The organism is Amycolatopsis sp. cmx-11-12, from assembly GCF_046269425.1.
Lineage (GTDB): Bacteria > Actinomycetota > Actinomycetes > Mycobacteriales > Pseudonocardiaceae > Amycolatopsis.
On record NZ_JADNQM010000015.1, the window covers coordinates 1 to 15,877 of the forward strand.

Consider the following 15,877-nt stretch of genomic DNA (forward strand, 5'->3'; position numbering starts at 1 on the left):
ACAGCCCAACAAGCATAACTACATGGAGAGCCCGTTGCGGCGAGAGTCGCACGGCGGGTTCGGCGGGCGGCCTCTGGGAAACGCACCCGAGGAAACTCGGGCGGCGCGCCCAGGGCCGACCCATCTGTCATCGTCCGGCGGAGTTCTCCGAGATCGACCACATCACCGGCTGGGCCCGCAACGGCACCACCGACCACCACAACTGCCACGGCTCCTGCAAGATCCACAACCTGCTCAAAGAAGAACCCGGCTGGCACGCCGACCCCACCGGACACGGCGGCATGACCATCACCACCCCAAGCGGACACACCTACAAAACGGCACCCGAACCACTCCACGACCCACGCACGGAGGAGGAGGACAACCCACCCTTCTGACTCGGCAGCACCGAGCACGCCGCAATCGGTCGCCTGCTCGCGGCGAGCGACCACAAGTAGATGACCGAACGCGGTCTGGGGTCGCAGGTGGGCGAGTGTGGATTCGCCGGGTGGATTTCGGGTCATCCAACGCGCCGAAGTCCACGCAGTGAGAGATGCGGCCCCACGCCCGGACACGCCGCCTTTGCCTTACCCCTCAATAAGTCCCACGCGGGCGCCGTGCGTCTGAGGGACATGCCCTCGACCCACCCATGCTCTACGACCCACCGTGCCCTACGACCCCACCGCCGCCTCCCGAGCCGCGTCGAAAGGAGCCCGATCGAACACGATCCGCATCTCCACGATCTTCCCCTCCCGCACGGTCACCAACTCGGCCCCGGGCGCGCTCGCCACCGGCAGGGTCGCGGTGTCGTACATCAGCAACGCCGTCGTCTCGTCCCCGAACGCCGAAAGCAGCGTCGAGCCGGTCAGGATCTGGGTGAAGGGCCCCATGAACCCGCGAAACGCTTCCGCGCCTTCCAGGCGTCCGGACGGCGCGTGACACACGATGCCGTCGGCGACGTAGGTCATCGCCTTCTCGAAGTCCTTGCCGGTCCAGGCCCGGTGGTAGGAGAGCGCGACGTCCAAAGCTGGGCTGGTCATGACGGTTCCTTTCGTCGACGGTCACCAGGTTGGACACCGTCCCTGCCCGAAACGGAACGGTGCGCGGCGAAAAAGGTCGTGACAAGATCGGCCACGTGAGCGAGGAGATCGAGGCCTACCGTCACGAGCTGCACCTGCACTGCTACCGCATCCTCGGCTCCCTCACCGACGCCGAAGACGCCGTCCAGGAGACACTGCTCGCCGCCTGGCGCGGCCTTGACGGGTTCGAGGGCCGTTCGTCGCTTCGCACCTGGCTGTACCGCATCGCCACCAACCGCTGCCTCAACGCCCTGCGCGACGCGGGCCGCCGTCGCCCGCCCGAGCCGGTGCCACCGTTCGACCCGCCGGAGCCCACCCGTCGGGGCGAGATCACCTGGCTACAGGCGTACCCGGACGAACTCATCGAGGACAGCGAGCCTGGGCCCGAAGCGCGCTACAGCACCCGTGAGGCTGTCGAGCTCGCGTTCATCACCGGCCTCCAGCTCCTCCCGCCGAGACAGGCCGCCACCCTGGTCCTGCGGGACGTCCTGTGCTTCCCCGCCGACGAGGTCGCGAGCATGCTCGGCACCACCGAGACCGCGATCAAGGGCATGCTCCAACGCGCCCGCGCCTCGCTCGACAAGCACCGAGCCCACGCGGCACACCGCCCGTCATCGCAGGAGCGCGCGCTGACCAGGCGATTCGCCGACGCGTTCACCGCAGGCGACCTCGACGGCGTCATCCGCCTGCTCACCGACGACGCGTGGCTCGCCATGCCGCCGGCGCCACACGAGTACCACGGCCTCGAAGCGATCGCCGGCTTCCTGCGCGTCACGATGGCCGTGCCGGTCCCGCAGGGCTTCAGCATGACGCCGACCCGGGCCAACAACCAGCCCGCCTTCCACTGCCACCATGGCGACAGTCCGGCCGGGCTGATGGTCCTCACCCTCGACGGCGACCGGATCCGGGCCATCACCCGGTTCCTGGATCAGACGGCGCCGCGCACCCGGCCGAGGTGATCGCCGGGTGAGCCGAAAAGGTGAGCCGCGCCGTGCGCTCGCTTGAAGTAGCGGTGCGCCGGATGTTCCCAGGTGATCGCGATCCCGCCGTGCAGCTGGATCATCTCGCCCGCCACCGTCGCCAGCGCCTCCGAGCAGTGGACCTTCGCCGCCGCGGCCAGCCTGCTCGACTCCGGAGCCGCGTAGGCCGCGGAACGCGCGGTCTCCACCAGGACGAAGAGGTCCGCCATCCGGTGCTTCAACGCCTGGAACCCGCCGATCGGCCTGCCGAACTGGTGCCGCTGCTTGCTGTACTCCACCGTCAGCTCGAACGCGCGTGCCGCGGCCCCGGCTTGCTCGGCGGCGAGCACCGCGCACGCGACGTCTCGCAGCGCACCGAGGTCGACCGGGCCGATCAGCCGGGCGGTCACGCCGTCGAACGTCACGCGAGCCAGCCGCCGGGACTCGTCCATCGCCGGGGTCCGGACGCGAGGGGTATCGGAGACCTCGTACAGCGAGTCCCCGGCGAGCACCAGCAGAATCTCGGCCTCGTCACCGTGCAGGACATAGTGTGCCTCACCCTCCACAGTGGACCCATTCGCACGGCAGGCAGGTACGTCCCATCGGCCATCGGCACCGGTCCAGGCCACCGCGCCGACGGCACCTTCGGCGAGCCGGGGGAGCAGGCGTTCGCAGGCCTCGTCATTGCCGGTGGCCAGCAGAGCGTGCACGGCGAGCACGGCGGAACCGAGGAACGGGACGTCGGCGAGTACTCGGCCCAGTTCCTCGGCGACGACCTGTAGTTCCGCCACCCCGGCACCGAGACCGCCGAACCGTTCGGGGACGGCCAACGCCGCCACGCCGATCTGTTCGCACAGCTCCGGCCACGGATCCGCTTCCCGGTCCAGCAGCTTCCGGACGCTGTCGCGGAGCGCGTCCTGCTCAGCGGTGAACGTCATGACAGCACCCGCTCCCGGTGAAACCGTGGCGTGCCCCAAGCGCCGACCAGGGCACGGACGCGGGTCAGCCGCAGGCCGAGCGCGTGTTCCGCGGTGTAGCCGATCGCGCCGTGAACCTGTAGCCCCGTCCGGGCGGCCAGGTGCGCGGCGTCGCCGCACGCCACCTTGGCCGCGGAGATGTCACGCCGGTCCAGGGTGACGGCCGCGCCGAACAGCAGCGGTTCGGCCAGCGCGAGCCCGGTCGCGACGTCGGCGAGCAGGTGTTTGACCGCCTGGTACCCGCCGATCTCCCGGCCGTACTGCTTGCGTTGCGCGGCATACGCGACGGACGTGTCGAGCAGCCACCGTCCCGCGCCGAGGAGATGCGCGGCCGTGGCGAGACAGCCCAGTTCGAATGCGAGATCCGCGTCGAGTGCCGTGCCGAGATCGTCGCCCGCTACCGGCGGGAACAACCGCCGTGAACCGTCTACAGAGGACAAAAGAGTGCCGGGAGTGAACGCGCGCAGCCTGCCGTTCTCGACCGCGAGACGTGCGTCGGCGACGTCGGAATCCAAGGCGTACGGCACGTGTGGCGCGAACGCTACCGACGCCAGGGTTTCGCCCGAAGCGACCGAGGTCAGCAGTTCGTCGTCCAGCAACGACGGCAGTACGGCCACGGTGTCGGTCCACGGGCCGGGAACGCAGTGGTAACCCAGCCGTTCGAAGCCGACGGCCAGATCGACCGGGGTGGCACCGAGCCCGTCATACCGTTCGGGGACCGCCAGGGCGGTCACTCCCACCTCCGCCAGCCGTCGCCAGATCTTGAGGCCCGGGCCCGGATCGCCCGCCGCCCAGGACCGGTTGGCCGAGTCGGTGTCCAAACCGGACAGAAGATCGTGCAGGCTGCGGGAGAACTGCTCCTGCTCACCGGACAGCGCGAACCTCATCGAGCCCCCTTCGGCAGGCCGAGCAACCGTTCGGCGACGATGGACCGCTGGATCTGGTCGGTGCCGCCGTAGATCGGGCCCGCCAGGGAGAACAGCCAGCCGTCGCTCCACCGGCCGCGCAGTTCGGCGTCCGGGCCGAGGACGTCGAGCGCGGTTTCGTGCAGGGCGACGTCGAGGTGGGACCAGAACAGCTTGTTGACACTCGATTCCGGCCCGAGCTCGGCGCCGTCCGCGAGGCGGGTGACCGTGCCCAAGGTGTACAGCTGGTAGGCCCGCGCGCCGATCCACGCGTCGGCGACCCGGTCGGCCGTATGGGCGGGACGTCCGGCATCGTTCCACAGCGAGACCAACCTGTCGGCCGCGGCGAGGAACCGGCCGGGGCTGCGCAAGGACAGCCCGCGTTCGTTATTCGCCGTCGTCATCGCGACCCGCCAGCCCTCGCCCGGCGCGCCGATCACGTCCTCGTCGGGGACGAAGACGTCGTCGAAGAAGATCTCCGCGAACCCCGGTTCACCGCCCAGTTGGGGGATCGGCCGGACAGTGACCCCCTCGGACCGCAGATTCACCATCAGATAGGTGAGGCCCTTGTGCCGCACCGAATCCCGATCGCTGCGGAAGAGTCCGAAGGCCCGGTCGGCGAACGTCGCCCGTGAACTCCAGGTCTTCTGTCCGCTGACCCGCCAGCCACCGTCGCAGCGGGTCGCGGTGCTCCGGAGCGCGGCGATATCGCTGCCCGCCTCGGGTTCCGACCATGCCTGAGCCCAGACTTCTTCGGAGCGCGCCATCTTCGGCAGGATGCGGCGTTGCTGTTCGTCCGTGCCATGGGAGAACAGTGTGGGCGCGAGCATGAAGATGCCGTTCTGGTTGACCCGCAGGGGCGCGCCTGCCGCGTAGTACTCCTCCTCGAACAGCACCCATTCCAGGAGACTCGCGTCTCGCCCGCCGTATTCGCGTGGCCACGAGACCACCGACCAGCGGGCGTCGGCCAGTTTGGCTTCCCACTCCCGGTGCTGCGCGAACCCCTCGGTGGTGTCGAACGACTTCAGCGGCTCGGCGGGAACATTCGCGGCGAGCCAGGAGCGTGCTTCGTCACGGAAAGCGAGTGTCTGCTCGTCCAGGTCGAGGTTCATCACGAACTCGCGTCCCGCATCGAGCGCGCGTCCTGGCCGCCCAGGGAATCCCCGCCGGACACTTCGGCGTTGTGCGCGTGCGCGAAATGGTGCAGGCCGAACACGGAGTCCATTCCGGACCGCAGCCCCATCAGATCCTCGGCCTGGTTGACGGCCTTCTTGGCGAGTGCGAGGCCCATCCGCGGCATCACCGCGATCTTCTCCGCCAGCGCCATCGTCTCGGTTTCGAGGTCGGCGCGGGGGACGACGCGGTTCAGCATGCCCCACTCCTTGGCCTGCTGCGCGGTGAAGCGTTCACCGGTGAACAACACTTCCTTGGCCGCACGCGGACCGAGGACCCAGGGGTGCGCGAAGTACTCGACACCGGGAATCCCCATGCGCACCACGGGATCGGCGAAGAACGCGTCATCGGAGGCGACGATCATGTCGCACACCCACGCCAGCATGAGCGCGCCCGCGATGCACGCACCCTGCACACTCGCGATGGTCGGCTTCGGGATCTCGCGCCACCGGCGGCACATGCCGAGGTAGACCTCCGACTCGCGGGCGAACCGCTGGTCGCCGCCCTCGGCACCGACATGGTCCCACCACAGGACCGCCTTGCGCTCGAAGGAGACGTCCACGTCGCGTTCCGGGGTCCCGATGTCGTGCCCGGCGGAGAAATGCTTGCCCGCCCCGGCAAGCACGATCACCTTGACCTCGGGATCGTCGACAGCGCGGGTGAACGCGGCGTCGAGCGCGTAGGTCATCGCCGAGTTCTGCGCGTTCCGGTACTCCGGCCGGTTCATCGTGACGACGGCCACCGGCCCGCGTCGCTCGTACTCGACGGTCATCCGTTCTCCTCCCGCAACACGCGTTTCAGCACCTTCCCCGACAGATTGCGCGGAAGTTCCGCCACGAAATCGACAAATCGAGGAATCTTGTAGTTGGCCAATTCGCCCTCGCAGTGCGCGAGGACGTCCTCCGTGGACAGTTCGGAACCAGGGCGCAGGACGACGAACGCCTTGCCGACTTCGCCGAGCCGCTGATCCGGCACGCCGACGACGGCCGACTCCGCGACGCCGTCCAGCCTGCTGAGCACCTGCTCGATCTCGGCCGGGTACACGTTGAACCCACCGCAGACGTACATGTCCTTGATCCGGTCCACGATCTTCAGATAGCCACGCTCGTTCAATACGCCGACATCGCCGGTGTGCAACCAGCCTTCGGCGTCGATGGCCTTCGCGGTGGCGTCCGGATCGTCGAGATAGCCGAGCATGACGTTGGGCCCGCGCAACAGGACTTCGTCGTGCTCGCCGAGTTTCACCTCGAACCCCGCCGTCGCGCGGCCGGAGAAGTTCGCGACCAGCTTCGCGTCATCGCCGGGGCGGGACATCGTCGCCACCACGGCTTCGGTGAGGCCGTAGGCGGTGAGCACGGTCTCGAAGCTCAGTTCGGTTTGCATCCGTTCGACCAGCGCGACCGGCACGGTGGCGGCACCGGTGACCGCGAGCCGCAGACTGGACAGATCGTGGTTCGCGCGCTCGGGCGCGTCGAGCAGCACCTGGTGGATCGTCGGCGCACCGGGCAGGACCGTGACGCGCTCGGTTTCGATGAGCCGCAAGGTTTCCCGGACGTCGAAAGTGCGCTGCGGCAGTATCGTCGCCCCGCGCAGCACGGCGGCGACGATGCCCGCTTTGTAGCCGAAGCTGTGGAAGAACGGGTTGATCACCAGGTAGCGGTCCTGCTCGGTCAGGTCACCGCAGTCCGCCCAGGCCTCGGCGACGCTCAACACCTGCCGGTGGCTGCTCATCGCGCCCTTGCTGCGGCCGGTGGTCCCGGAGGTGAACAGGATGTCGCTGACGCCGTCCGGTTTCGCGGGACTGACGAAATCGCTGTCGAGACGGGTGAGCGCGTCCCATTCCGTGACGCCGTCGACCGGTTCTTCGACGCCTTCGACAGGGATGCGCAATACGGTGGCGGGGCGAGCGGAGCCGAGGTCCGCCAGCCGATCCGTGCCGAGGAACGTGCCGGTGATCGCCAGCGCGGAAGCCCGCGCGCGCTCGAGGACGTCGATGGTCTCGCGAGCGGTGAAGCGGGTGTTGACCGGGATGAGCGTCGCCCCGGCGAGCAGCGCGCCGAGCCCGGCGACAACCCAGTGCCAGGTGTTGGGGGAACAGATCGCGACCCGTTCGTGGCCCTCGAAGAACCGCGCCGCCTGCCGCACCCGCCGCGCCAGTTCGGCATAGGTGAGCCGGACTTCACCGTCGACGAGTGCTTCTCGCCCGGCGAAGCGTTCCGCGGCCCGGTCGAGCGCCGCCGGGATGGTCCCTTCCGACATCGAGCCTCCCTAGCAAGTGCTTGGTAGGGTAGCCTACGCAGCAGGCTCTGGTTTGGCTAGAGGAGGCATGCGTGACCCAGGACGGCTTTCGTGACCGTGCGCGCACCTGGCTGGCGGACAACCTGCCGCCGGAATTGCGCGGTCTGGGCGGTCCCGGCCGGGAGCACGAGGCGTTCGACGAACGTGTCGAATGGGAACGCAGTCTCGCCGCGGCGGGCTGGACCTGCGTCGGCTGGCCGGTCGAGCACGGCGGGCAGGGCGCGACGCTGGAGCAGCAGGTCGTCTTCCACGAGGAGTACGCGCGGGCCGGTGCGCCGGCGAGGGTGAGCCACCTGGCCCAGGAACTCCTGGGCCCCACCTTGATCGCGTTCGGCACGCCGGAGCAGCGAAAGCGGTTCCTGCCACCGATCGTGGCCGTCGAGGAACTGTGGTGCCAGGGCTATTCCGAACCCGGCGCCGGTTCCGACCTCGCCGCGGTGTCGACCACCGCGACCCTCGAAGGCGACGAGTGGGTGCTCAGCGGCCAAAAGGTGTGGACGTCGCTCGCGCACGTGGCCGACTGGTGTTTCGTCCTCGCCCGCACCGAACCCGGCTCGAAGCGCCACAAAGGACTGTCCTATTTGCTCGTCCCGATGCGACAGCCCGGGGTCGAGGTCCGCCCGATCCAGCAGCTCACCGGGACGTCGGAGTTCAACGAGGTCTTCTTCTCCCGTGCCCGCACGGCGAAGGATCTGGTCGTCGGCGAACCCGGTGACGGCTGGCGGGTGGCGATGGGCACGCTCGCCTTCGAGCGCGGCGTCGCGACGCTCGGGCAACAGGTCGGTTTCCGCCGGGAACTCGAGGAACTCACCAGGATCGCGCCGGACGATCCGGTCGTCGCCGAGCGGATCGACCGCGCCTGGGTCGGCCTGGAGGTCATGCGGGCGCACGCGATCCGCACTCTCGGCGACTCCTCGCCCGGTGTGGCCGAAGTGTCCAAACTGGTCTGGGCGAACTGGCATCGGGACCTGGGAGAGCTGGCGATGCTCGTCCGCGGCGCGCGGGGCATGCTCGCGGAAGACGGCCTCGACGCCTGGCAGCGGCTCTTCCTCTTCGCTCGCGCCGACACGATCTACGGTGGCTCCAACGAAATCCAGCGCAACGTCATAGCCGAGCGAGTGCTCGGGCTTCCCCGGGAGGTACGACCGTGATTCCGGTTCCGAAATACCCCGAAGGCGCCAACCTCCTGCGGGACAAGGTGGTCGTGGTGACGGCGGCGGCCGGTACCGGGATCGGTTCCGCGGTGGCGAAACGCGCCAAGGAGGAGGGCGCCCGAATCGTGATCAGCGACTGGCACGAACGGCGCCTCGCGGAAAAGGCCGCCGAACTCGGCGATGTCCACGCGATCCCCTGCGACGTCACGCAAGAAGCACAGGTCCAAGCGCTCATCGACGGTGCGGCCGAGCGCTACGGCCGGATCGACGTGCTCATCAACAACGCGGGCCTCGGCGGCACCAAGTCCATAGTGGACATGTCGGACGACGAGTGGTCTCGGGTCATCGACGTCACTCTCAACGGGACGTTCCGCGCGACGAGGGCCGCGGTGAACCGGTTCATCGCCCAGGGTGACGGCGGGGTGATCGTCAACAACGCTTCGGTGATCGGCTGGCGCGCACAAGCCGGGCAGGCGCACTACGCGGCGGCGAAGGCGGGGGTCATGGCGCTCACCCGCTGCGCGGCCGTCGACGTCGCCGAGCACGGCATCCGCGTCAACGCCGTCGCGCCGAGCCTGGCGATGCATCCGTTCCTGGCCAAGGTGACCAGCGAGGAACTGCTCTCCGAACTCACCGCGCGCGAGGTCTCGGGGAGGGCGGCGGAACCCTGGGAAGTGGCGAATGTGATGGTGTTCCTCGCCAGTGAGTACTCGTCGTACCTCACCGGCGAGGTCGTCTCTGTCAGCTCCCAGCATGCGTGAGGTACCGATGAAGCCCAGTCCAGGTTCCCGCCGAGCCGAACTGCTCGCCCTGGCGGCGAAACTGTTCGCCGAGCGGGGTTACGTCTCCACTACGGTGCGGGACATCGCGGACGCGGCCGGGATCCTTTCGGGCAGCCTCTACCACCATTTCGATTCGAAGGAGTCGATGGCGGACGAGATCCTGACCGGATTCCTCGACGAACTCTTCGGTGCGTACGCCGAGATCGTCGCGGAAGGCAGAGGACCGCGGGAAACCCTCGAAGCCGTTGTCGTGGCGTCGTTCGAATCCATTCACCGGCGGCCCGCCGAGGTGGCGATCTACCAGTCCGAGGCGAAGCATCTGATGCAGTTGCCTCGTTTCGACTACCTCACCGATCGCAATACCGAATTCCGCAAGCTGTGGAACGGGATCCTCACCGACGGCATCGCGGCGGGCGTCTTCCGCGCCGACCTCGACGTCGAACTCACCTACCGGTTCATCCGCGACACCGTCTGGGTCGCGGTGCGCTGGTACAACCCCGACGGCTCGCTGAGCGCGGACGACGTCGCGCAGCAGTACCTCGGGATCCTTTTGGACGGAATCGCAACGGCGAAAAGGAGGCGGCGTGGCTGAATCGATGAGCCCTCGGCGGGAAAACGTGCCTCGGGCTGAAGCTTACGTACTGGACGCGGTCCGGACCCCGGTCGGCAAACGCGGGGGAGCGCTCAGCGGCGTCCACTCCGCCGACCTCGGCGCCCACGTCATCCAGGCCGTCGTCGAACGAGCGGGGGTCGACGCCGATCTAGTCGACGACGTCATCCTCGGCTGCACCGACACGCTCGGGCCGCAGTCCGGGAACATCGCGCGGACGGCGTGGCTCGCGGCGGGATTCGGGCATCACGTGCCGGGCGTGACCATCGACCGGCAGTGCGGTTCGAGCCAGCAGGCCGTGCACTTCGCCGCACAGGCGGTGTTGTCCGGCACGATGGACCTCGTGCTCGCCGGCGGCGTGCAGAACATGAGCGCGATCCCGATCAGCGCGGCGATGCTGGCCGGGCGGGAGTACGGCTTCGATGATCCTTTTTCCGGCTCGAAGGGCTGGCAGGAGCGCTACGGCAGCGTCGAGGTTTCGCAGTTCCGCAGTGCCGACATGATCGCCGAGCACTGGGATCTGACCCGCGAAGCGATGGAGGAGTACGCCTTCCGCAGTCATCAGCGCGCGCTCGCGGCCATCGGCGAGGGGCGGTTCGCCGCCGAGATCGCGCCGTTCGCCGGTGTCGGCCTGGACGAGGGGCCCAGGCGTGACACCACTTTGGCGCGGATGGCCGGGCTGAAGCCGCTGAGCGAGGGATCGCGCATCACCGCGGCCGTGGCCAGCCAGATCTCGGACGGCGCCAGCGCGACGCTCATCGCGTCGGAGAAGTTCGTCGAGGAACACGGTCTCACCCCGCGCGCCAGGATCCATCACCTTTCGGTGCGGGCGGCCGATCCGGTGTGGATGCTGACCGGGCCGATCCCGGCGACCGCGCACGCGCTGCGGAAAACCGGGCTGAGCATCGAAGATATCGACCTGTTCGAGGTCAACGAGGCGTTCGCAAGCGTCGTCCTGGCGTGGATCGAGGAGACGGGCGCCGATCCGGACCGCGTCAACGTCAACGGCGGCGGTATCGCGCTCGGTCATCCCATCGGGGCGACCGGGACGAAACTGTTCGCGACGCTGCTGCACGAACTCGAACGGCGGGGCGGCCGCTACGGATTGCAGACGATGTGTGAAGGCGGCGGGACGGCGAACGTCACGATCATCGAGCGGCTCTGACGCGCTGCGCACCCCATACGGCGAGCGCGAGCGCGCTGAAACCCGCGCCCAGCAGGCAAACCCCGGTCCAGCCCGCGACGGCATAGATGGCCGTGGAGCCGATGGCGCCTATCCCGCTGCCGACCGAGTAGAAGATCATGTACCCGCCGATCAGCCTGCTGCCGGCGTCCGGCCGGAGCGGGTAGATCAGCGTCTGGCTCGTGACGTGCACGGCCTGGACAGCGAGGTCGAGCAGGACGGCGCCCACCACCAAGGCCCACAGTGACGTACGCGTGAAACCCAGCGGCACCCACGAAAGCAGGAGCAGGCCCAGCGCCATCCCGGTCGTCCACTGTGCCCGGCCGCGATCCGCGAGCCGTCCGGCGGGTGCCGCCGCCAGCGCGCCCGCCGCCCCGGCCAGCCCGAACGCGCCGATGACCGTATGCGACAGGCCGTCCTCGCTGAGCGGTAAGGCGACGGAACTCCAGAGGGTGCCGAAAGCGGCGAAGATCAGCAGAGCGAGTGTTCCGCGCATCCGGAAGACCCGTTCCTCGACGAAGAGGGACAACGTGGACCGCAGCAGCCGCCCGTAGCTCATACCCGCTCCGGAGGGGACCGAGCGGGAAGCACGCGGTACAGCACGACCGCGATCAGCACCGTCACCCCGGCGGACACGACGTACACCGCGCGCCAGCCGGCGATGTCGGCCAGCGTGCCGGAAACCGTGCGCGCGAGCAGGATCCCGAGGACGACGCCGGTCGTCACGAGACCGACCACGCGCCCGCGTTCGGCCGGGGCGGCCAGCGACGCCGCGAACGCGACGAGGAGTTGCGTGACCACCGCGAGTACGCCGATCGCCACCATCCCTGCGAGCAGCACGACACCGTTCGCGGCCGTCGCGGCGACCAGTTCGGCGATCGCCAGCAACGCCAGCAGCCCGACGACAAGCCTCCGCCGGTCGAGCAGGTCACCGAGCGGTACCAGGAGGAACAGGCCAAGGCCGTAGCCGAGCTGGGTGAGCGTGACGATGCCGCCCACGGTCGACGCGGCGATCCCGAGATCGGCGCCCATGGTGACGAGCAACGGCTGGGCGAAGTAGATCGTGGCGACGGCCGTCCCGGCGGCCACGGCGAACAGCAGGACGACACCGCGGTGCACAGACCCTCCAAATGGTTTCAACTTGCTACCACTCGGACGGTAGAGCACTGAGGTTGTAAGATGCAACCATGGTGAAGCGGACCACGTTCGACGAAGCTTCTTGCCCGGTGGCGCGGTCGGTCGACACGATCGGCGACTGGTGGTCACTCCTGATCGTGCGCGACGCCTTCGACGGCGTCCGCCGCTTCGGTGAGTTCCAGCGCAGCTTGGGCGTCGCGAAGAACATCCTCTCCGCGAGGCTGCGGGCGCTCGTCGGGCACGGGGTGCTCGACGTCGTCCCGGCTTCGGACGGGAGCTCGTACAGCGAGTACGTCCTGACGGCGAAGGGCCGCGACCTGTTCCCGGTGATCGTCGCGCTGCGGCAATGGGGTGAGGCGCATTTCTTCAGCGCGGGCGAATCGCGGTCGGAGCTGGTGGACCGCGTCGATCAGCGTCCGCTGCCGGCGTTGGAGGTCCATGCCGCGGATGGGCGCGTCGTCGGGCCGGAGGACACCGTGGTGGTGAAAGCCGGTGCGTAGATCGGGGCCCTTCCAGGTGAGTCAAGCCTGGAAGGGCCCCGACCGGATGCGGGGAGCCCGGAGGGCGGTTCCCGACGGAGCCCGAATCACCGTCGGTCCCGGATCCTCCCGGCGTCCCCAAGCGGTGGCGGTGGGTGCGGAGGCCCAGCGACCCACCGCCACCTGAGGGGACCGCGGCCGCCGCGCGCGGCCCCGGTCCCTGTCGCGTACCCGGGTCACCCGGCGGGAACGCGAGCCCAGGGCATCCTTTCCGGCGCGGGAACGGCCTCGGTCGGGGTGTCGGACAGGAAGTCCCGCTCGAACGGGGCCAAGATGTCCTCCCCGATCGGTGTCGCCGCCAACGACGGTTCAGCGGGAGCGGGAAACACCGGCTCGGGCACCGGCAGCCGCCGGTCGAGTTCGGCGGTCCAGTGGATCATCGCCTTCGGCCGGTCCCAGCCCGCCGCGCCGATGAGCCTGCCGTCCCGGACGAAACCGGTGACCCCGTCGGACAGTTCGATCGTGTCCTTGCCCAGCGACGGCATCCCGACCGTCTGCAGCCGCGCGTCGTAGAGCGACGACCAGGCACGGGGGAGCGGCGTGTACGGCCGCGCGTTGCCCCGGCCCAGCATCAGGCTTTCCGCCGCCGCGCGCCCGGATTCGACGCCGTTCATCCAGTGCTCGACCCGTCGCGGGGTCTCGTCGATCCGCAGATTCGGCCATTTCGCGACGTCACCGGCGACCACGACGTCCTCCGCCCCGACGGCGAACAGGGTCGATTCGCACAGGACACCGTCGTCGATGGTCAGTTCCGAGCCGCGGAGCCAGTCCACGGCGGGCACACTGCCGATCGAGAGCACCACGCAACTGGCCACCAGGAACTGGTTGTTGGTCAGATGCAGCCCGACCGTCTCCTTGGTGCTGATCCAGTTCCGCACCTCGGTGTTCATCGCCAGCTTGGCGCGGTGGTGCTGGTGTTCCTTGGTGAGCGCCGACGCGATCCGCTCCCCGAAGCGGTGCAACGGCGCCTTCGCGTGGCCGATGAGCGTGACGTCCCGGCCCATGTACCGCATCGACGCGGCGAACTCGTTCCCGATCAGGCCGCTGCCGATCACCACGACGGCTTTGTTGCTGTTCCCCAAGGCTCGCCGGACGGCGAGGGAATCCTCCACGGTGCGCAGCACCCGGACCCGGGGGTCGTGGCGCGGCGAGCCGGGGAGATGCCGGGGGTAGACGCCGGTCGCGACGATCAGGCCGTCGTACCAAAGGGATTCCCCGCCCGGCAGGTGCACCGTGCGTTCCTTGGTGTCGAGCCAGGTCGCGCGGGTGCCGAGCCGCCAATGGACGTCCAGGTCGAGGTACGGCTCCAGGCTCGCCGCCACCGGTTTCACCCCGCCGGTGATGAGTTCCTTCGACACCATCGGCCGGTGGTACGGCTTCCGCGGCTCGTCGCCGACCAGCACGATCTCGCCGTCGAAACCGAGTTCCCGCAGGCGTTCCGCGGAGCGGAGCCCGGAGACGCCCGCACCGACGATGACGATCCGATCTCCGTCACTCATCGTCGTACGCTCCTTCTCCCTTGACTCTGATGGCTTGTTTCGGGCAGAGCCGGGCGGCGGAAATGGCCTGGTCCAGACCGTCCCGGTCGACCATCCGGCGGATGCGGAGCTTGCCGTCCGGCCCGATCTTGAACGTCGCCGGCGCCTCCATCTCGCAGAAGCCGAAGATCTCGCACCGCTCGTTGTCGACGCTGACGCGGGTGCCGCGCCGGACACTTCCGAAGATCATTTTTCCGTTCCTCCAAAGTCGTTTCGCGCTCGTCAGACGAGTTCCTCGACCAGACCAAGCCGTTCCAGGTACCGGGTCGGCATGAACCGCAGCGCGGTCAGCACCACGACGGGGACCAGCAGGGTGATCCCGCCGAACCACAGGAGGCCGAGGTGCCCGTTGGCCATGGCACCGAAGAACGCGTGCAGCGCCGTGATCGCGACCGCCGGATAGGCGAGCCGGTGGATCCACAGGAAGCGCCGGTAGGAACTGAACCGGCTGATGCCGCCGGTCAGCGCGACGGCGATCATGACCTCGAGCCCGATGACGCCCAGTTCGTGCCGCGCCAGCGTGCCCGGCAGGAGCGGGATCGTGACCTGCGCCAGGGTGAAACCGTCGGGCAGGAACAGGAACGACATCGCGTGCACGACGCCGAACGACAGTGTCAGGATGCCGAGCACCATATGCGAGTTGCGCAGGGCCTTCCGCCCGGTCAGCGACTTGATCCAGCCGGTCGCGGTGAACACGCCCCAGCACAGGGTGAGGCACATGAAGCCGTAAGAGATCCGGGCGGAGGTCTGCGCCATGCCCTTGATGCCGGGGTCCGTGTCCGACTTCTGGGTCAGGACGATCACCACCTCGGACCACTGGTCATACATTGATCTCTCCTGGGGCGCTGGGAACCGGTTCCGGTTCGGCGGCGGTCGCGCGGTCGCGGGTCCGGATGTTCTTGCTGCGCAGGGTCCGGAGGCCGAAGAACAGCCCGCCACCGAGCACCACCGCGAGCAGCAGGCCGAGGCCGAAGTCGCCATAGCCGACGTCCATCGCGGCGTTGGCCGAATTCGACTGCGGCACCGGCGCTTCCGGCAGCAGCGACTGGTCGACGACGCCGGTGCTCTCCAGCAAGGTCATATGCCGCAGCACCGCCTGGTTGGCCGTGGTGGCGTAGTCGCGCACGACGTCGTTGCGGGTACCGGCCCTGACCTGGGCGATGACGGGGAACAGCACCCCGTGCGCGTACCGGAGCCGGTTGGCGAAGACGCGGTCGAACTCGCTGTCGTCTCGGGCGGCTTTCATCTCGCCGAGCCACGCCGACTGCTGGTCCGACGGTTCACTGGGCAGTGCGATCCCGAACCGGTCGGCGATGGCGTGCGTCGCGGTGTCGAGCCTGCCGTGGTCGATCATCAGCGTCCGGCCGACTTCGCGGGTCCGCTGGCTCTTTCCGCGTTCCTGCGCCCACATCCCGGCAGGCATTTCCCACAACCCGGCCAGTTTGACGTTGACGATCAGGTTCTTGTCCGCCGCGGACAGTTCTTGGGCGTGCGCGTCGCCAACGGGGCCGAGCAGCGTCACCGCGGCCGTCGTCAGCAGGACAAGGAACAAGCGGGAGAGCAC

19 protein-coding genes are annotated in these 15,877 nt (G+C 68.8%); 7 read left to right on the plus strand and 12 right to left on the minus strand.

Going from position 1 to position 15,877, the window contains the following annotated elements; genetic code table 11:
- Positions 1 to 377: HNH endonuclease signature motif containing protein (locus tag ACLARN_RS21100; RefSeq protein WP_409493162.1), on the plus strand; the 377-nt coding region annotated here is incomplete at its 5' end.
- A 273-nt stretch (positions 378 to 650) separates the two neighbouring features.
- On the opposite strand, the gene ACLARN_RS21105 is transcribed toward ACLARN_RS21100, so the two are convergent.
- The gene (locus ACLARN_RS21105) at positions 651 to 1,019 is read right to left on the minus strand and encodes a nuclear transport factor 2 family protein (protein WP_409493163.1); all 369 of its coding nucleotides are present in this window, start codon (positions 1,017 to 1,019) and stop codon (positions 651 to 653) included.
- A 95-nt stretch (positions 1,020 to 1,114) separates the two neighbouring features.
- Between ACLARN_RS21105 and ACLARN_RS21110 the strand changes: the two genes are divergently transcribed.
- The gene (locus tag ACLARN_RS21110) at positions 1,115 to 2,017 is read left to right on the plus strand and encodes an RNA polymerase subunit sigma-70 (RefSeq protein WP_409493164.1); all 903 of its coding nucleotides are present in this window, start codon (positions 1,115 to 1,117) and stop codon (positions 2,015 to 2,017) included.
- Here ACLARN_RS21110 and ACLARN_RS21115 read toward each other — a convergent pair.
- The 5 genes from ACLARN_RS21115 to ACLARN_RS21135 are packed head-to-tail and all read right to left on the minus strand — an operon-like array spanning position 1,987 to position 7,331.
- On the minus strand, positions 1,987 to 2,955 hold the full coding sequence (locus ACLARN_RS21115) for an acyl-CoA dehydrogenase family protein (protein ID WP_409493165.1): 969 nt from the start codon (positions 2,953 to 2,955) through the stop codon (positions 1,987 to 1,989). The genes ACLARN_RS21110 and ACLARN_RS21115 overlap by 31 nt on opposite strands.
- Positions 2,952 to 3,881 carry an acyl-CoA dehydrogenase family protein gene (locus ACLARN_RS21120; protein WP_409493166.1) on the minus strand — a complete coding sequence of 310 codons (930 nt, stop codon included), beginning with the start codon at positions 3,879 to 3,881 and terminating at the stop codon, positions 2,952 to 2,954. The genes ACLARN_RS21115 and ACLARN_RS21120 overlap by 4 nt, the downstream gene beginning before the upstream one ends.
- Positions 3,878 to 5,011 carry an acyl-CoA dehydrogenase family protein gene (locus tag ACLARN_RS21125; RefSeq protein ID WP_409493167.1) on the minus strand — a complete coding sequence of 378 codons (1,134 nt, stop codon included), beginning with the start codon at positions 5,009 to 5,011 and terminating at the stop codon, positions 3,878 to 3,880. Before ACLARN_RS21125 ends, ACLARN_RS21120 begins: the two co-directional genes overlap by 4 nt.
- Positions 5,011 to 5,844, minus strand: coding sequence for an enoyl-CoA hydratase (locus ACLARN_RS21130; RefSeq protein ID WP_034317229.1), 834 nt, complete (start codon positions 5,842 to 5,844; stop codon positions 5,011 to 5,013). Before ACLARN_RS21130 ends, ACLARN_RS21125 begins: the two co-directional genes overlap by 1 nt.
- Positions 5,841 to 7,331 (minus strand): FadD3 family acyl-CoA ligase, encoded by a 1,491-nt coding sequence (locus ACLARN_RS21135; protein WP_409493168.1) that lies wholly within the window; start codon positions 7,329 to 7,331, stop codon positions 5,841 to 5,843. The genes ACLARN_RS21130 and ACLARN_RS21135 overlap by 4 nt, the downstream gene beginning before the upstream one ends.
- Before the next feature lie 71 nt (positions 7,332 to 7,402).
- Here ACLARN_RS21135 and ACLARN_RS21140 point away from each other — a divergent pair, with 71 nt between their 5' ends.
- Genes ACLARN_RS21140 through ACLARN_RS21155 form a run of 4 tightly spaced genes read left to right on the plus strand, consistent with a single transcriptional unit; the run spans position 7,403 to position 11,081 of the window.
- Positions 7,403 to 8,521: an acyl-CoA dehydrogenase family protein gene (locus ACLARN_RS21140; RefSeq protein ID WP_409493169.1), complete on the plus strand. Its 1,119-nt coding sequence runs from the start codon at positions 7,403 to 7,405 to the stop codon at positions 8,519 to 8,521.
- Positions 8,518 to 9,285, plus strand: a complete 768-nt coding sequence (locus ACLARN_RS21145) for an SDR family oxidoreductase (RefSeq protein WP_409493170.1) — start codon at positions 8,518 to 8,520, stop codon at positions 9,283 to 9,285. Before ACLARN_RS21140 ends, ACLARN_RS21145 begins: the two co-directional genes overlap by 4 nt.
- Before the next feature lie 7 nt (positions 9,286 to 9,292).
- Complete coding sequence (locus ACLARN_RS21150; RefSeq protein ID WP_409493171.1) at positions 9,293 to 9,898, plus strand: TetR/AcrR family transcriptional regulator; 606 nt, start codon at positions 9,293 to 9,295, stop codon at positions 9,896 to 9,898.
- A 4-nt stretch (positions 9,899 to 9,902) separates the two neighbouring features.
- Entirely contained in the window at positions 9,903 to 11,081 is a 1,179-nt protein-coding gene (locus tag ACLARN_RS21155; protein WP_409493328.1) for an acetyl-CoA C-acetyltransferase, read from the plus strand.
- Here the strand turns inward: ACLARN_RS21155 and ACLARN_RS21160 are convergent.
- Positions 11,065 to 11,658 carry an MFS transporter gene (locus tag ACLARN_RS21160; RefSeq protein ID WP_409493172.1) on the minus strand — a complete coding sequence of 198 codons (594 nt, stop codon included), beginning with the start codon at positions 11,656 to 11,658 and terminating at the stop codon, positions 11,065 to 11,067. The genes ACLARN_RS21155 and ACLARN_RS21160 overlap by 17 nt on opposite strands.
- Positions 11,655 to 12,218 carry an MFS transporter gene (locus ACLARN_RS21165; protein WP_409493173.1) on the minus strand — a complete coding sequence of 188 codons (564 nt, stop codon included), beginning with the start codon at positions 12,216 to 12,218 and terminating at the stop codon, positions 11,655 to 11,657. Before ACLARN_RS21165 ends, ACLARN_RS21160 begins: the two co-directional genes overlap by 4 nt.
- 68 nt (positions 12,219 to 12,286) lie before the next feature.
- Here ACLARN_RS21165 and ACLARN_RS21170 point away from each other — a divergent pair, with 68 nt between their 5' ends.
- Positions 12,287 to 12,736 (plus strand): winged helix-turn-helix transcriptional regulator, encoded by a 450-nt coding sequence (locus ACLARN_RS21170; protein WP_409493174.1) that lies wholly within the window; start codon positions 12,287 to 12,289, stop codon positions 12,734 to 12,736.
- A 215-nt stretch (positions 12,737 to 12,951) separates the two neighbouring features.
- Here ACLARN_RS21170 and ACLARN_RS21175 read toward each other — a convergent pair whose 3' ends face one another.
- The 4 genes from ACLARN_RS21175 to ACLARN_RS21190 are packed head-to-tail and all read right to left on the minus strand — an operon-like array spanning position 12,952 to position 15,877.
- A complete protein-coding gene (locus ACLARN_RS21175; RefSeq protein WP_409493175.1) occupies positions 12,952 to 14,274 on the minus strand; it encodes an NAD(P)/FAD-dependent oxidoreductase in 1,323 nt (440 codons plus the stop codon).
- A complete protein-coding gene (locus ACLARN_RS21180) occupies positions 14,267 to 14,503 on the minus strand; it encodes a ferredoxin (protein ID WP_005164337.1) in 237 nt (78 codons plus the stop codon). Before ACLARN_RS21180 ends, ACLARN_RS21175 begins: the two co-directional genes overlap by 8 nt.
- Positions 14,504 to 14,535: 32 nt before the next feature.
- Positions 14,536 to 15,141: a ferric reductase-like transmembrane domain-containing protein gene (locus tag ACLARN_RS21185; RefSeq protein ID WP_409493176.1), complete on the minus strand. Its 606-nt coding sequence runs from the start codon at positions 15,139 to 15,141 to the stop codon at positions 14,536 to 14,538.
- The gene (locus ACLARN_RS21190; RefSeq protein ID WP_409493177.1) at positions 15,134 to 15,877 is read right to left on the minus strand and encodes a DUF4142 domain-containing protein; all 744 of its coding nucleotides are present in this window, start codon (positions 15,875 to 15,877) and stop codon (positions 15,134 to 15,136) included. Before ACLARN_RS21190 ends, ACLARN_RS21185 begins: the two co-directional genes overlap by 8 nt.